Below are 14,989 nucleotides of genomic sequence, written 5' to 3'. Positions count from 1 at the left end.
CTTTTTTGTGAACATTTGATAATTTAAGTAATCACTGACCGAAGCCAGCGGCACCTTCATCAAACGCCCACACTTATCGACTGTTGATTGTTAAAGAACCGTTGTTCTGTTCTGCTATCGCTACGAAGCGTTGTGTTCGTCAGCAGCAGAGAAGCGAGATTATGCGGTGTTCTGCGTTTATCGTCAAGCCCCTCTTTTCTTCTTTCGCTGTCGCTGCTTTGAAAGCTGCGATGTGCGCCGGAAGACCAAGACTATAGCAAAGCGCGGCGGGACTGACAACGCCTGCGACTATGTTATCGTCGCGTTTTTTCCACCTTATCTTCCCGGCAATGCAACTCCCTCACATCACGCCAACTGCCGATGCGGCCCTGTCGCAAGCCCTCCTCGACGCCGTCAACAACAAGACCAAGCCGCTCGGCAGCCTTGGCCGGCTCGAAACCCTGGCCGCCCAGCTCGGACTGATCCAGCGTTCGACGGCCGTGCGCATCGCGCATCCGGCGATCCTGGTATTTGCCGGCGACCATGGCGTGGTGGCGGAGGGCGTGTCGGCCTACCCGCAGGACGTGACCTGGCAAATGGTGGAGAATTTCCTGGCTGACGGCGCTGCCATCAATGTGTTCGCCCGACAGAACAACTGTGCGCTGCACGTGGTCGACGCGGGCGTCAACCACGACTTCGGCGCGCGCCCCGGCCTGCTCGACCACAAGCTTGCGAAAGGCACCCGCAACTTCGCCCTCGAGCCCGCGATGACGCGCCAGCAGCTGGAAGCCGCGCTGGAGCGCGGGATGGCATTGGCGCGCGACCTGCCCGGCACCGTCGTGGGTTTCGGCGAAATGGGCATCGGTAACACGACCGCCGCCGCGGCCATCATGCACAAGCTGACCGGCCTGCCGCTCGAACACTGCGTCGGCGCCGGTACGGGCTTGCCGCCGGAAGGCGTCCAGCGCAAGCAGCAGGTCATCGCGGCCGCTGTGCGAAAACATGCCGGCGCCGTCGATCCGCTCGACATACTGGCCACCTTCGGCGGCTTCGAGATCGCCATGATGAGCGGCGCGATGCTGCAAGCGGCCGCGTTGCGCAAAGTGCTGCTGATCGACGGCTTCATCGTCACCAGCGCGCTGCTGGTGGCAAGCCGCCTGCAGCCGGCCATCCTCGACTACTGCGTGTTTGCCCACGCGTCGAGCGAAAACGGCCACCGCCTGATGCTCGAGGCGCTCGGCGCACAGCCGCTGCTGCAACTCGGCCTGCGCCTGGGCGAAGGCACCGGCAGCGCGCTCGCCCTGCCCCTGCTGCACGCGGCCGCCAACTTCCTGAACGAGATGGCGACCTTCGCATCGGCGCAGGTCAGCACCGGCGCGCAGTAACACCATGCAGCAGCTGCGCCTGTTCTTCATCGCGGTCCAGTTCTTCACGCGCCTGCCGATCCCGCGCTGGGTCGGCTTCGAGCAGGAGTGGCTGCATCATGCCTCGCGCTACTTCCCGCTGGTCGGCATCGTGGTGGGTACGATTGCCGCCGGCGTATACGCCGCCGCTGCACTGGTGTTTCCCGCTGCGGTCGCCGCGGTGCTCTCGACCGCAGCGACGATCTATGCCACCGGGGCCTTTCACGAAGACGGCTTCGCCGACGCCTGCGATGGCCTGGGCGGCGGGATGACGCGCGAACGCGTGCTCGCGATCATGCAGGATTCGCGGATCGGGGCCTACGGCGCCATCGGTGTCGTGGGCATGCTCGGAGCGAAATGCACCGCACTGGCGATGCTGCCACCAGGCAGCGCCATTGGCGCGCTGCTGCTCGCCCATCCGCTATCGCGCCTTGCGGCCACGTCCCTCATCTGGCGCATGGAATATGCGCGCGCCGAAGGCAAGGCCAAGCCGCTGGCCGAACGCATGAGCACGGCGGAATTCGCCATCGCATCCGCCACGGTCGCCATCGCCGCCGCCATCCTGCTCGCGACAAGTGCGCTCGACCTGCGCGCGCTGCTTGCCGCGATGGCCGCCAGCGTCGCGGCGACCTGGTGGCTGGCCCGCAAGTTCGCGCGCCGCATTGGCGGCTATACCGGCGACTGCCTCGGCGCCGTGCAGCAACTGGCCGAAGTCCTCATCTATCTCGCCGTGCTGGGTACGCTCGGCCTCGGCGTCCTCGCATAAGCGATGCAGCTGGTCCTGGTTCGCCATCCGCAACCGGAGGTCGCGCCCGGCGTCTGCTACGGCAGTACCGACATCTCGACGTCTATCGAAGCAATTGCGCAGGTCGCCGCCAGTTTGCGCACGGCTGGCCTGCCAGGGGGCTTGCCCGTCTATGCCAGCCCACTTCTACGGTGCGCGACGCTTGCCGCCGCACTCGACGTTCCCGTCAGGCTCGATGCGCGCCTGGCCGAGATGGATTTCGGCGCCTGGGAAATGCGCGCATGGGACGCCATCCCGCGCGCCGAGGTCGACGCCTGGGCCGCCGACCTGCTGCACTACCGTCCGGGCGGCGGCGAGAGCGTGTTTGACGTGGCCCGCCGGGTCGCCGCATTTCGCGCGGAGCTGCGGCACCCTGCCGCCCTCGTCATCTGCCACGCCGGCACGATCCGCCTGCTGTCCGCACTTCACACTGGCGGCAGCATCGAACAGGCCGCATTGCGTGCCGCCTCCAGCCCCCACCGCATCGGCTACGGCGACGTCATCGTGCTGAAAGACTGACAACGCCGCGCGAGCCTGCGTATAATGGCAGCGTTTTGGTGCTCGCGGTCGTGTTCACGACCGCAGTTAAACGGGAAACACGAAGCCCTTCAACAAGGCCAAGGTGTGCTGCCCCCGCAACGGTAAGCAAGTGCCGCGCTCGATCTTCGGGCTACGCGGCAAACCGTCTTCCATGACCACTGTGCGAACGCATGGGAAGGTCGGACGGCCATACTTGCCAGCCCGGATACCGGCCAAAAGGTGGAAGCGTGCCACGCGCGCGCTTCTGATCAATCTGGCCTACGGGGACGTCGGCTGGTTGTCTTTTGATTGAGCTTTTCATGAACCTTCCTGTCACACGGCTTGCGGCCGCGCTGTCGCTTGCATTTGCATCTGTTTCGCCCGCTGTCGCCCAAACCCTCGATTCGGTCGTCGTCACCGCCAACCGCTTGCCGCAGCGCGCGGGCGACGTGATAGCCGACACCACCGTGATCCATGCCGACGAGATCGCGCGCTCGGGCGCCGGTTCGGTGGCCGACGTGCTGCGGCGCCAGCGCGGCATCGAGATCACCCGCAACGGCAGCGCCGGCGCCGCGACCAGCGTGTTCCTGCGCGGCGCCAACAGCAACGCGGTCGTAGTCCTGCTGGACGGCGTGCGCATCGGTTCGTCCACCAGCGGCGTCGCCGCCTGGAACGCGGTGCCGCTCGGCGCCATCGAACGCATCGAAATCGTCTACGGCCCGCTCAGCACCCTGTACGGCGCGGACGCCATCGGCGGCGTGATCCAGATCTTCACCCGCAAGGGCGAAGGCGGTCCGGTCTTCACCGGCTCGCTTGGCGCCGGCAGCAATGCGACGCGCCAGCTCGACGCCGGCGTGCACGGCGCGGCCAAGGGCCTGCGCTATGCCTTCGGCGCCGGCCATGAAGAGTCGGACGGCTTCTCCGCCACGCGGCCGGGCGCCTTCGGCTTCAATCCGGACGAAGACGGCTACCGCCGCCGCAACGCCAACGGCCAGCTGTCGTACGCGCTGACCCCGACGTTCGAAGTCGGCGCCCAGTTCCTGCACAGCGATCTGCGCGCGCAGTACGACAGCGGCAGCGCCGCCTACGACGTCCATAACGAGCAGGACCTGAACACGGCGGCGGTCTACGCCACCAGCCAGTTCAGCGCCGCCTGGCGCAGCACCCTGCAGTACGCGAGCTCAAGCGACAAGCTGGGCAGCTTCACCAGCGCCGCCCCATCCGGCGCCAGCCAGATCGACACCCGGCAGGATGAACTGAGCTGGCAGAACAGCATCGCGTTCGGTCCCGATACCCTGCAGCTGCTCTACAGCCACCGCAAGGAGGAAGTGGAATCGAGCGCCACCGCGGCCCTGTCGCGCTCGCGCACCACCAACGCGTATGCGGCCGTCTATTCGGCCAGGCGCGGCGCCCACCTGTTCGATGTCAGCGCCCGCCACGACCGCTCATCAAGCTACGGCAGCAAGAACACCGGGGCCGCCGGCTATGGCTACGACTTCGGCAACGGGCTGCGCGCCACCGCCAGCGTCGGCACCAGTTTCCGCGCGCCGACCTTCAACGAGCTGTACTTCCCGAACTACGGCCTGCCGACCAACCGTCCGGAACAGGGCCGCAACCGCGAAGCCGGCCTGCGCTATGACGCCGGCGGCGTGCAGTTCGACGCCACGTATTTCCGCAACCGCCTGACCGACATGATCGTATCAAGCACGCCCTGCCCGGGGCGCGCCGGCAGCTGCGCCTACAACGTCAACGAAGCGCAGCTCGAAGGCGTCACGGTGGCGGCCCAGACGCGCGTCAGCGGCATCGACTTGCGCGGCAGCCTGGACTGGCAGGATCCGAAGGATCTCACCACAGGCAAGCGGCTGGCGCGCCGCTCGAAGAAGCATGCCAGTTTCAGCGCCGACGGCAGCTGGGGCCTGATCAAGGCCGGCGCCGAACTGCAGCTCTCCGGCGAGCGCTTCGACGACGCCGCCAACCGCAATCGCCTGGGTGGTTACGGCCTGCTCAACCTGTACACTAGCTGGCAAGTGGCGCCCGACGTGTCGCTGCTGGTCCGCCTGAACAACGTCGCCGACAAGCAGTACGAGCTGGCGCGCTACTACGGCACCAGCGGACGCACCTGGTTCGCCGGCCTGCGCTACGGCATTCGCTGACCAGGACGCCATCGGGAAGGAGACCCATGCATCACCCCGCTCAAGCGCACCGCCGGCGCGCCATGCTCGTCATCGGCGCCCTGCTGCTGTGCGCCGTCGCCAGCCTGCTGTTCGCCGGCATGACGGGCTCGATCGCCGTGCCGCTGGCCGACATGCCGGACGCGCTGCGCCAGCTGGCGTCCGGCGAAAGCTCGCTGGCGGCTTCGCTGCTCGAGCTGCGCGCCGGCCGCGCGCTGACCGCCTTCGTGACCGGCGGCGCGCTGGCCCTGGCCGGGGTGATGATGCAGGCCCTGCTGCGCAACCCGTTGGCCGACCCTTACGTGCTCGGCATTTCGGCAGGCGCCTCGGTGGGCGCCCTGCTGGCCCTGCTCCTGATGGCCAGCGCCATCGTGGTCGACATGGCGGCGCTGGCCGGCGCGGTGGCGGTGTCGATGCTGCTCTACCTGCTGGCCCGGCGCGACCTGCGCAGCGGCCTGGCGCTCGAAGCCGGCACCTCGATGCTGCTGCTGACCGGCGTCATCCTCTCCTCGGCTTGCATGGCCCTGGTCACCCTGATGCTGTCGATCGCGCCGGAAGGCCGCTTGCGCAGCATGATCTTCTGGATGATCGGCGACCTGGCCGGCGCGCCGCTGCGCCTGGCGCCCTGGCTGGTGCTGGGCGCGGCCCTGCTGTACGCCCTGCGCAACGCGCGCGCCATGAACGTGGTCGCGCTGCATGCGGAAGCGGCGGCCACGCTCGGGATCCGCGTCGGCAGCCTGCGCAAGGGCCTGTTTTTTGTGTCCGGCGTGCTGACGGCCAGCGCCGTCACCAGCGCCGGCTCGGTCGGCTTCGTCGGACTGATCGTCCCGCACGCCTGCCGCTTCGCCTTCGGTCCCGACCACCGGGTACTCATCCCGGCGGCGGTGCTGGCGGGTGGCAGCTTCCTGGTGCTGTGCGACACGCTGGCACGCACCGTCATCGCGCCGCAGCAGCTGCCGGTCGGCGCGATCACCGCGATCATCGGCGCCCCGGTATTCCTCTACCAACTGCACCGTTTGCGGAGGTGAGATGATCCGGACCGAACACCTCGACCTCAAGGCCGGCAGCCGCCTGCTGGTGCACAAGCTCGACTGGGCCGCTCGGGGCGGCGAATGCTGGAGCATCATCGGCCGCAACGGCGCCGGCAAGAGCACGCTGCTGCGCACGCTGGCCGGTCTGCACCGTCCGGATGCCGGCGCGGTGTTCGTCGGCAGCCGGGTGCTGGCCGACTGGGCGCCGGAAGAACTGGCGCGCCAGCGCGCCTTCCTGGCACAGTCGCGCCACGACGCGTTTTCGTACAGCGTGATCGAGACCGTGCTGTCGGCGCGCCATCCCTACCACGCCAGCCGCTACTGGGAAGGCAGCGACGACCACCAGGCCGCCATGCATGCACTGGAGGCGATGGAAGTGGCGGACCTGGCCGCCCGCGACGTGCGCACCCTGTCCGGCGGCGAGCGCCAGCGGGTCGCCATCGCGGCGCTGCTGGCCCAGGACACGCCGCTGCTGCTGCTCGACGAGCCGGCTAACGCGCTCGACCTGGCGCACCAGGTCAGCAGCATGGCCCTGCTGGCAGGCCTGTGCCGCGAGCAGGGCAAGACCGTGGTCATGATCGGCCACGACCTGAACCTCGCCTACCGCATTTCCACCCACGCGCTGCTGTTGATGGGCGACGGCCGCTGGCAGGCCGGCCCGGTCGACGACATCATGCGACCGGCGCTGCTGGGCGACTACCTCGGCCACCCGATCGACATGATCGAGCACGGCGGCCGCCGCATCTTTCTCCCCCATGAGGCTAGCGTATGAACGAGATGACCCAAGAAGAGACTGCTGCATTGAACGAGCGCCACCGCCAGCGCATGGAACGCAAGAAGGCCGTCATCGACGCAAAAATCGCGGCGGCGGACAAGGAAATCGGCATCCTCATCGTCAATACCGGCAACGGCAAGGGCAAGAGCTCGAGCGCCTTCGGCATGCTGACGCGCGCGCTCGGCCACGGCATGAAGGTCGGTGTGGTCCAGTTCATCAAGGGCGCCATGTCGACCGGCGAGGAAAAATTCCTGCGCCGCTTCCCCAACGAGGTCAGCTTCCACGCGATGGGCGAAGGCTATACCTGGGAAACCCAGGACCGCGAACGCGACATCGCCAAGGCGGGCGAAGCCTGGGAACAGGCCAGGCGCTTCCTCCAGGACCCGGGCTACGGCATGGTGGTGCTGGACGAACTGAACATCGCGCTCAAGTACAAGTACCTCGACGTGCACACGGTGATTGCCGACCTGCTCGACCGGCCGGTCATGCAGCACGTGGTCGTGACCGGCCGCGCGGCGCCGCCTGAACTGGTGGCGGTGGCCGACACGGTCACAGAGATGAACGTGGTCAAGCACGCCTTCAAGGCGGGCATTGCGGCCCAGGCCGGGACGGAGTGGTGATGAACCGCGATGCGGGGGCGCGCGCCGTGCTGGTTGCGGCGATGTCGTCGGGCCAAGGCAAGACCAGCGTCACCGCCGCGCTGGCGCGCAAGCTGCTGCGCCAGGGCCAGCGCGTGCGGGTGTTCAAGTGCGGGCCGGACTTCATCGATCCGATGCTGCTCGAACAGGCGTCCGGCGCGCCGGTGCATACGCTCGACCTGTGGATGGTCGGGTTCGAGGAATGCCGGCGCCGCCTGCACGACGCGGCGCGCGAAGCCGATGCGATCCTGATCGAGGGCGTCATGGGCCTGTACGACGGTTCGCCCTCGGCGGCGGACCTGGCGCGCGCGTTCGGCGTGCCCGTGCTGGCAGTGATCGACGCCTCGGCCATGGCCCAAACCGCGGGGGCGGTGGCGCGCGGCCTGCGCGACTATGGTCCGGTGCAACTGGCCGGCGTGGTGGCCAACCGCATCGCCAGCGAAGGCCACGCCGACATGGTGGCCGCGTCGCTGCGCGACATCCCGCTGCTCGGCTGGCTGGCACGCCAGGACACGCCGCTGCCGGAACGCCACCTGGGCCTGGTCCTGCCCGGCGAGGTCGAGGGACTGGACGCCCTGCTCGACAAGCTCGCGGACGGCCTGCGCTTCGACGAGCATGCCTGGAACGCCCTGCCATTGATGGCGCAGTCCGCTCCCGAGTGGCTGGAGGTGGAGCGTTTGCTGGACGGACGGGTCGTCGCCATTGCCCGCGATGCGGCCTTCTGCTTTCTCTACCCCGCCAACCTGGAACTGCTGGAAAGGATGGGCGCGCGCCTCCGCTATTTCTCGCCACTCGCGAACGAAGCGGTGCCGATGGATGCGGACGCCGTCTTCCTGCCGGGGGGCTATCCGGAGCTGCACTGCGCCGAACTGGCGCAGGCGGCCGACTGGCAATCGTCGATCCGTGCGATCCATGCACGCGGCGTGCCGATCCTGGCCGAATGCGGCGGCATGATGGTGCTCGCCGACGGGCTCACCGACCAGGGCGGGCAGCGCTGGCCCATGGTGGGGTTGCTGCCGGGCGAAGTGCACATGCAGCCGCGCCTCGCCGGCCTCGGCGCACATGCCATGCCGACCGGGCAGGGACCGGTGCGCGGCCACAGCTTCCACTATTCGCGCTTCGAGACCGTGGCGCCGGCGCAGGCGCATACCGTCAAGACCGGCAACGGCGCGCAAGGCGAAGCCGTCTACCGCATTGGTTCGCTCACCGCCTCCTACTTCCACGCCTACTTCCCGTCCAACCCGCCGGCCGTGGCCGCGCTGCTCGGCGGAGGGCGGACATGAGCACTACCCTGGTGCTGGGCGGAGCGCGCTCCGGCAAGAGCGCCTATGCCGAACGGCTGGCGCGGGCATCCGGCAAGGAAGTCGTCTATGTGGCCACCGCGCGCGCCGGCGACGCCGAGATGGCCGCGCGCATTGCCCAGCACCGCTCCCGGCGTCCCGCCCACTGGCATACGGTCGAAGAAGAACTGGGACTGGCGGCCGTGCTGAGGAAGCATTGCAGGCCGGAACGGCTGGTACTGGTCGACTGCCTGACGCTCTGGCTCAGCAACCTGATGTTCTGCGACGGCCGCGCCTGGCCCGACGTGGGCGAGGTGGCGCTGCCGGAGCGCTTTCACCAGGAGCGCGCCGCGCTGCTGGATATTCTCGATGCCGGCGCCGAAGGAGAGATCGTGTTCGTCTCCAACGAAGTCGGCCTGGGCATCGTGCCGTGGGGCGCGGTGTCGCGCTGCTTTGCCGACGAAGCGGGCTGGCTCAACCAGGCCGTGGCCGCGCACGCCGACCGGGCGGTATTCGTGGCAGCCGGGCTGCCGCTGATACTGAAAGGCGCCGCATGCTGAGCGGGCTGTCGCTGCCGCAGCTGGCCGGCCTGCTGGCCGCAGGTGTCCTGCTCGACCTGCTGCTGGGCGAGCCGCGGCGCTGGCATCCGCTGGTCGGCTTCGGCAAGCTGGCGCAAGCGATCGAACGCCGGCTGAACCGCGCCGGACTGCGCTTGGTGCGCGGGCTGCTGGCCTGGTTGCTGGCCGTGCTGCCCTTGACCCTGCTGGCCTGGCTGGCGGTGCAGCATGCCGGCCTGTGGCTGCACGCCCTGCTCTTGTATGCCTGCATCGGCCTGCGCAGCCTGCGCGACCACGCCATGCCGATCGTCGACGCGCTGCGTGCCGGCGACCTGGCAAGCGCACGCACCCGCACGTCGTGGATCGTCAGCCGCGACACGCATGACGCCGGCGAAACCGACCTGGCGAAAGCCGGCGCCGAGTCGCTGCTCGAGAACGGCAACGATGCGGTGTTCGGCACCCTGTTCTGGTTCCTGGTCGCGGGCGGCGCCGGCGCCGTCCTGTTCCGCCTTGCCAACACGCTCGATGCGATGTGGGGCTACCGGAACGCGCGCTTCTTCCTGTTCGGCCGCGCCGCGGCGCGCATCGACGACATGCTGAACTATGTGCCGGCGCGGCTGACCGCGCTGTCCTACGTCGTGTTGGCAGGCGCCGGACGCGCACGCGCCTGGCGATGCTGGCGCACCCAGGCGCCCGCCTGGAGCAGCCCGAACGCCGGCCCGGTCATGGCAAGCGGCGCCGGCGCACTCGGCGTCTCGCTCGGCGGCGCCGCCGTCTACGATGGACGTCTGGAGCAGCGTCCGCCGCTCGGCACGGGGCCGAACGCCACCGCGACGGACATCGTGCGCGCCTGGCGCCTGGTTCTACGGACCACCGTACTCTGGCTGGGCGTGGCCGCCGCCGCCGCCGTCCTGGCGTGGAGGCAGCATGCTTGAGCATGGCGGCAAGCTGCGCGAGGCCGCGCGCCTGTACGGACAGCATGACTGGATCGACCTGTCGACCGGCATCAACCCGCACGGCTATCCCGCCCCCACCCTGGCAGCCGATGCCTGGCACCGCCTGCCCGAGCCGGATCCGGCGCTGGCCGCCGCAGCCTGCGCCTACTACGGTGCGCCGGCCCTGTTGCCGGTCGCAGGCACCCAGGCCGCGATCCAGGCGCTGCCCCGGCTGCGTCCACGCTCGCGGGTCACGGTGTCACACCCTTCGTATGCCGAACACGCGCACGCCTGGCTGCAGCAGGGACACGTGTTGCGGCTCGCCTCCCATGAAGATTTGGACGGCGCGATCGACGACAGCGAGGTCGTGGTGGTGGTCAATCCCAACAACCCCACCGGCGAGACGATCGCTCCCGAACGCCTGCTGGCCTGGGCTGCACGGCTGGGACGGCGCGGCGGCTGGCTGGTGGTCGACGAGGCATTCGGCGACACCGATCCGGCGCTGAGCGTGGCCGCCCATGCGGGCCAACCCGGCCTCATCGTCCTGCGCTCGGTCGGCAAGTTCTTCGGGCTGGCAGGGTTGCGGCTGGGATTCGTCGGCGCCGACGCCGTCACGCTGCGCTCGCTCGAGGACTTGCTGGGACCGTGGACGGTCAGCGGTCCGGCGCAGGCAGTGGCTGGGCAGGCGCTGCGCGACCTGGACTGGCAGCGGCAGGCCTTCGCGCAGTTGCAGGTGTCCGGCCGGCGCATGCGCAGCCTCTTGGCGACGCACGGCATCCAGGCCGGCGGCACGCCGCTGTTCCACTGGTGGGCAGAGGCGCACCCCGAGGCCTTCCACGCGCACATGGCGCAGCGCGGCATCTGGTGCCGCCTGTTCCGCGAGGCCGGACGCGGCATCCGCATCGGCCTGCCGGCGGACGAAGCGGGATGGCAGCGCCTCGATGAGGCACTTCAAGCATGGAGCAATCGATGAGACGGATGGTGGTTCTGGCAGCAGCGCTGCTTGCGCCGGCGGCGGGCGCGGTAACGGTGCATGACGACGCGGGCAATGCGGTCACGCTCGACAAGCCGGCCTTGCGGGTGATCTCGATGGCGCCGCACGTCACCGAGCTGCTGTTCGCCGCGGGCGGGGGCAGCCACATTGTCGGCGCGGTCAATTACAGCGACTACCCCGAAGCCGCCAAAAGCATCCCGCGCATCGGCTCGAACCGCGAGATCGACCTCGAGCGCGTCATCAGCATGAAGCCGGACCTGATCGTGGCCTGGATGCACAACAACGCCGAACGCCAGATCGAGGCCGTGCGCAAGCTGGGCGTGCCCGTGTTCCTGAGCGATCCCCAGAAGCTGGAAGGCATTCCGGACAACGTCGCGCGCCTCGGCCAGCTGATGGGCACCCAGGCGGTGGCGGATTCCGCCGCGGCGGAGCTGCGCCGGCAACTGGCCGGGCTGCGCGAGCGCTACGCCGGGCGTCCCACGGTGCGTGCCTTCTATCAGGTGTGGGACAAGCCGCTGTACACGCTCAGCGGCCGGCATATCGTCACCGACGCGCTGCGCCTGTGCGGCGGCGAGAACATCTTCGACAAGCTGACGGTGACCGCGCCGATCGTGTCGGTCGAGAGCGTGCTGCAGGCCGATCCGGAAGCGGTGTTCGGCACCGCCGAGAAGAACTACGGCGGCGTCAACCTGTGGAAGCCGTATTCGTCCTTGACGGCCACCCGCAAGGGCAACCTGTTCACGGTCGACGGGGACCTGCTCAACCGCGCGGGTCCGCGCATGATCGCCGGCACCGCGGTGCTGTGCGAAAAGCTCGAGCTGGCGCGCCGGCACCGGACCCGATGAGCGCCCTGCCCTTCGCTACCCTGATGGTGCAGGGGACGACCTCGGATGCCGGCAAGAGCACCGTGGTCGCCGCCTTGTGCCGGCTGTTGCTGCGCCGCGGCCTGCGGGTGGCGCCGTTCAAGCCGCAGAACATGGCGCTCAACAGCGCCGTCACGAGCGACGGCGGCGAGATCGGACGCGCCCAGGCCCTGCAGGCGCTCGCCGCCGGCATCGACCCGCACACCGACATGAACCCGGTCCTGCTCAAGCCCTCGAGCGACACCGGGGCCCAGGTGATCATCCACGGCCGCGTGCGTGCCGAGATGAACGCGCGCGACTACCACCAGTACAAGAGCGTGGCCATGGCGGCCGTGCTGGAATCGCATGCGCGGCTCTTGTCGCAGTACGAAGCGGTGGTGGTCGAGGGCGCGGGCAGTCCGGCCGAGATCAACCTGCGCGACCGCGACATCGCGAACATGGGGTTCGCGGAGGCGGTCGACTGCCCGGTCATCCTGGTGGCGGACATCGACCGCGGCGGCGTGTTCGCCCACATCGTCGGGACCCTGGCCTGCCTGTCGGAATCGGAGCGCGGGCGGATCATCGGCTTCGTCATCAACCGCTTTCGCGGCGACGTCAAGCTGCTCGAGCCGGGTCTCGACTGGCTCGAGCAGCAGACCGGCAAGCCGGTGCTGGGCGTCCTGCCCTACCTGCACGGCATGTACCTGGATGCCGAAGACGCGGTGCAGCCGGCGCAATCGGGCCGGGGAAGCTTTCGCATCGTGGTGCCGAGCCTGCCGCGCATGAGCAACCATACCGACTTCGATGCGCTGCGGGCGCACCCGGAGGTCGACCTGCGCTTCGTGCGCGCCGGCGAGGCGCTGCCGCCGGCGGACCTCGTCATCCTCCCGGGCAGCAAGAACACCCGCGGCGATCTCGCCTGGCTGCGAAGGCAGGGCTGGCCCGCGCAACTGGCGCGGCACCTGCGCTATGGCGGCAAGGTCATCGGGATTTGCGGCGGCTTCCAGATGCTCGGCCGCTCGGTCGCCGACCCGCACGGGGTCGAAGCGGAGCCGGGCGTGTCGGAAGGGCTGGGACTGCTCGATCTCGAAACCGAACTGGCGCGCGAGAAGCGGCTGGCGCTGGTCGGGGGTCAGGCAAGCCTGGCGGGCGGCCCCCCGTTCGCGCTGCAGGGATACGAAATCCACATGGGGGTCTCCAGCGGCGCAGCACTGGCGCGGCCGGCCTTCATGATCGAGGGGCGCGCCGAGGGCGCATGTTCCAGCGATGGCCAGGTGCTGGGTACCTACCTGCACGGGGTATTCGATCATCCGGAAGCCGGGGCCGCATTGCTGGCCTGGGCGGGGCTGCACACCAGCCACATGGTCGATACCGCGCTATTACGCGAACAGAGCATCGAGCGCATCGCCGACGCGACGGCGCCTGTCCTCGGGCGCCTGCTGACGCTCATGAGGACTGGTGCGGGGCCTCAGTAAGGCTGGGGAATCCGCGACAGCGCGTAGTTCGACCTCACCAGTTCCTCGAGCATGGCCAGGTCGCCCGCTGCGAACAGGCTGAAGGGGCGGGTCAGGCGGCGCCCGCCCTCTTGGCCGAGCTGGCGTGCGACCCCGGTCGGCACCACGATAGCTTCGCCATTGCGGATCAGGAGCGCTTCGGGCCGCGCCGTGTTGCTGTTGACGTCGATGGCCCACACCTTGCCCTCATGGAGCGCCGTCACGCGCTCGACCAGCGTGTGCCCGACGACGATCGACCTGGCGCCGAAGTGCGCGAGCACGTCGCCGAGCTGGGCCGGCGTCGCACGGGCAAACCGCTCCTCGCCGTCCTCCAGGTACCCGCGGTACTGGGTCAGGCCGGCCGGGCCGATCACGGCGTCGAGCTCCGCCTTGCCGGGCAGGTCCCCCGACCAGTAACGCCGCATCGCGCTGTTGAGATGATGGACGGTGAAGCCGGCATTGGCCACCGAGGGGTTCACGCCGCCGTGGGTGATCACGGTGTGCCCGCTCTTGATGATGACGGGTTGCTGGCGCAACCAATGGCCGATCAGCGTGTCCGGCCCGAAGGCATCGGGCTGGCCGCCCATGCGCGTCAGGGCGTACAGGTGGTCGCGATTGGCGCGCGAGGTGTTCCCGCGCAGCAGATACTGTTCATGGTTCCCGAGCACGAGGTGGACGGCGCCGCCGGCATCCCTGGCCTGCAGGCTGAGCGCATAAAGACGCCACAGGACCGCGAAGACGTCGCGGCCGCGGTCGACGGCATCGCCGGCGATCACGAGATGCTTGTCGCCATAACGCCAGTTGCCCTGTGCGTCGGTGACGGCCAGCGACTCCAGCGCGGCATCGAGAAAGCGCAGGTTGCCTTCGATGTCGCTGAGGATGAGCGTGTCGGACGGGGTATCGAAGACGGCATCCGCCACCACAGGCATGCGCGCGACCGGGAAGACACTGCGCTTTCCCGCGCAGTCGATCGCGAGCTCCGCGGCGGAGCCGGCCAGTTGCCGCACTTCGTTCTCGCAGAACCAGGTGGCGGTCCAGCTGCCGTCAAGCTTCCTGCGCACGACCGGGCCGTCAAGAAAGCCAGGTATGTGAACTTTGTCGCCGGTGCCTGCAAAGGTATTGAAACCCACCATGCCGATTCCGATCGGCACCAGGAGACGCCGGTGCGCACCGTTCTCGGTCAGTTCGACGCGCGCGTTGGACAAGGCAATGGCCGACCCGGCAAGGAGCAGGACGAGCGTGGCGCCGATGCCGCGGAAAAGATTGCGTCGCGTCTTCTTCATTGTTATTTCGAATTAATCTAGAAACAAGAAGTGTAACGTAGCAATAGTTGCAACGATCAAGTAAATATGACAATGAGCGATAAATTCGTCATTACATGCGGAGAGGATGAAAAGCATGCACAAAGCAAAAAACCCCACCAGAGAGAGGATCCGCAATGCGGATCCGAACAGCGGGGTTTGGCTATAAAGCAAAAAACCCCACCAGAATCATCTGGTGGGGTTTTTCATATAACTAGCCTGACGATAACCTACTTTCACACTGGTTGCAGCACTATCATCGGCGCAAAGTCGTTTCACGGTCCTGT

Annotated in this window: 15 protein-coding genes and 1 riboswitch; of the genes, 14 read left to right on the top strand and 1 reads right to left on the bottom strand. The window is 68.3% G+C overall.

Features of this window, described 5'->3' with window-relative positions; translation table 11 throughout:
* Positions 1 to 329: 329 nt before the first annotated feature.
* From cobT to ACK4S9_RS22480, 13 genes are all read left to right on the top strand, one after another.
* A complete protein-coding gene (cobT, locus tag ACK4S9_RS22540; protein WP_409730083.1) occupies positions 330 to 1,364 on the top strand; it encodes a nicotinate-nucleotide--dimethylbenzimidazole phosphoribosyltransferase in 1,035 nt (344 codons plus the stop codon).
* 4 nt (positions 1,365 to 1,368) lie between these two features.
* Positions 1,369 to 2,148 carry an adenosylcobinamide-GDP ribazoletransferase gene (locus ACK4S9_RS22535; RefSeq protein WP_409730081.1) on the top strand — a complete coding sequence of 260 codons (780 nt, stop codon included), beginning with the start codon at positions 1,369 to 1,371 and terminating at the stop codon, positions 2,146 to 2,148.
* A gap of 3 nt (positions 2,149 to 2,151) precedes the next feature.
* A complete protein-coding gene (locus ACK4S9_RS22530; RefSeq protein ID WP_409730079.1) occupies positions 2,152 to 2,685 on the top strand; it encodes a histidine phosphatase family protein in 534 nt (177 codons plus the stop codon).
* 19 nt (positions 2,686 to 2,704) lie between these two features.
* Positions 2,705 to 2,938, top strand: a riboswitch (cobalamin riboswitch).
* A 67-nt stretch (positions 2,939 to 3,005) separates the two neighbouring features.
* Positions 3,006 to 4,838, top strand: coding sequence for a TonB-dependent receptor domain-containing protein (locus ACK4S9_RS22525; RefSeq protein ID WP_409730077.1), 1,833 nt, complete (start codon positions 3,006 to 3,008; stop codon positions 4,836 to 4,838).
* A gap of 26 nt (positions 4,839 to 4,864) precedes the next feature.
* Positions 4,865 to 5,884 (top strand): FecCD family ABC transporter permease, encoded by a 1,020-nt coding sequence (locus tag ACK4S9_RS22520; RefSeq protein ID WP_409730075.1) that lies wholly within the window; start codon positions 4,865 to 4,867, stop codon positions 5,882 to 5,884.
* Position 5,885: 1 nt separating this feature from the next.
* Complete coding sequence (locus ACK4S9_RS22515; protein WP_409730073.1) at positions 5,886 to 6,659, top strand: ABC transporter ATP-binding protein; 774 nt, start codon at positions 5,886 to 5,888, stop codon at positions 6,657 to 6,659.
* The gene (cobO, locus tag ACK4S9_RS22510; RefSeq protein ID WP_409730071.1) at positions 6,656 to 7,282 is read left to right on the top strand and encodes a cob(I)yrinic acid a,c-diamide adenosyltransferase; all 627 of its coding nucleotides are present in this window, start codon (positions 6,656 to 6,658) and stop codon (positions 7,280 to 7,282) included. The genes ACK4S9_RS22515 and cobO overlap by 4 nt, the downstream gene beginning before the upstream one ends.
* On the top strand, positions 7,282 to 8,583 hold the full coding sequence (locus ACK4S9_RS22505) for a cobyrinate a,c-diamide synthase (RefSeq protein ID WP_409730069.1): 1,302 nt from the start codon (positions 7,282 to 7,284) through the stop codon (positions 8,581 to 8,583). Before cobO ends, ACK4S9_RS22505 begins: the two co-directional genes overlap by 1 nt.
* Entirely contained in the window at positions 8,580 to 9,140 is a 561-nt protein-coding gene (gene cobU, locus ACK4S9_RS22500; protein ID WP_409730067.1) for a bifunctional adenosylcobinamide kinase/adenosylcobinamide-phosphate guanylyltransferase, read from the top strand. Before ACK4S9_RS22505 ends, cobU begins: the two co-directional genes overlap by 4 nt.
* Positions 9,134 to 10,072 carry an adenosylcobinamide-phosphate synthase CbiB gene (gene cbiB / locus ACK4S9_RS22495; protein WP_409730065.1) on the top strand — a complete coding sequence of 313 codons (939 nt, stop codon included), beginning with the start codon at positions 9,134 to 9,136 and terminating at the stop codon, positions 10,070 to 10,072. Before cobU ends, cbiB begins: the two co-directional genes overlap by 7 nt.
* Positions 10,065 to 11,045 (top strand): threonine-phosphate decarboxylase CobD, encoded by a 981-nt coding sequence (cobD, locus tag ACK4S9_RS22490; RefSeq protein WP_409730063.1) that lies wholly within the window; start codon positions 10,065 to 10,067, stop codon positions 11,043 to 11,045. Before cbiB ends, cobD begins: the two co-directional genes overlap by 8 nt.
* Positions 11,042 to 11,911: a cobalamin-binding protein gene (locus ACK4S9_RS22485; RefSeq protein WP_409730061.1), complete on the top strand. Its 870-nt coding sequence runs from the start codon at positions 11,042 to 11,044 to the stop codon at positions 11,909 to 11,911. Before cobD ends, ACK4S9_RS22485 begins: the two co-directional genes overlap by 4 nt.
* Positions 11,908 to 13,383, top strand: coding sequence for a cobyric acid synthase (locus ACK4S9_RS22480; protein WP_409730059.1), 1,476 nt, complete (start codon positions 11,908 to 11,910; stop codon positions 13,381 to 13,383). The genes ACK4S9_RS22485 and ACK4S9_RS22480 overlap by 4 nt, the downstream gene beginning before the upstream one ends.
* On the opposite strand, the gene ACK4S9_RS22475 is transcribed toward ACK4S9_RS22480, so the two are convergent.
* The gene (locus ACK4S9_RS22475) at positions 13,377 to 14,684 is read right to left on the bottom strand and encodes a metallophosphoesterase (RefSeq protein WP_409730058.1); all 1,308 of its coding nucleotides are present in this window, start codon (positions 14,682 to 14,684) and stop codon (positions 13,377 to 13,379) included. The two genes, ACK4S9_RS22480 and ACK4S9_RS22475, sit on opposite strands and share 7 nt — an antisense overlap.
* Positions 14,685 to 14,756: 72 nt before the next feature.
* Between ACK4S9_RS22475 and ACK4S9_RS22470 the strand changes: the two genes are divergently transcribed.
* A partial coding sequence (locus ACK4S9_RS22470) for a hypothetical protein (RefSeq protein WP_409730056.1) occupies positions 14,757 to 14,989 on the top strand: 233 nt, incomplete at its 3' end.

Source organism: Massilia sp. (assembly GCF_046293535.1).
GTDB lineage: Bacteria > Pseudomonadota > Gammaproteobacteria > Burkholderiales > Burkholderiaceae_D > Telluria.
This window is presented reverse-complemented; position numbering and strand designations above follow the sequence as displayed.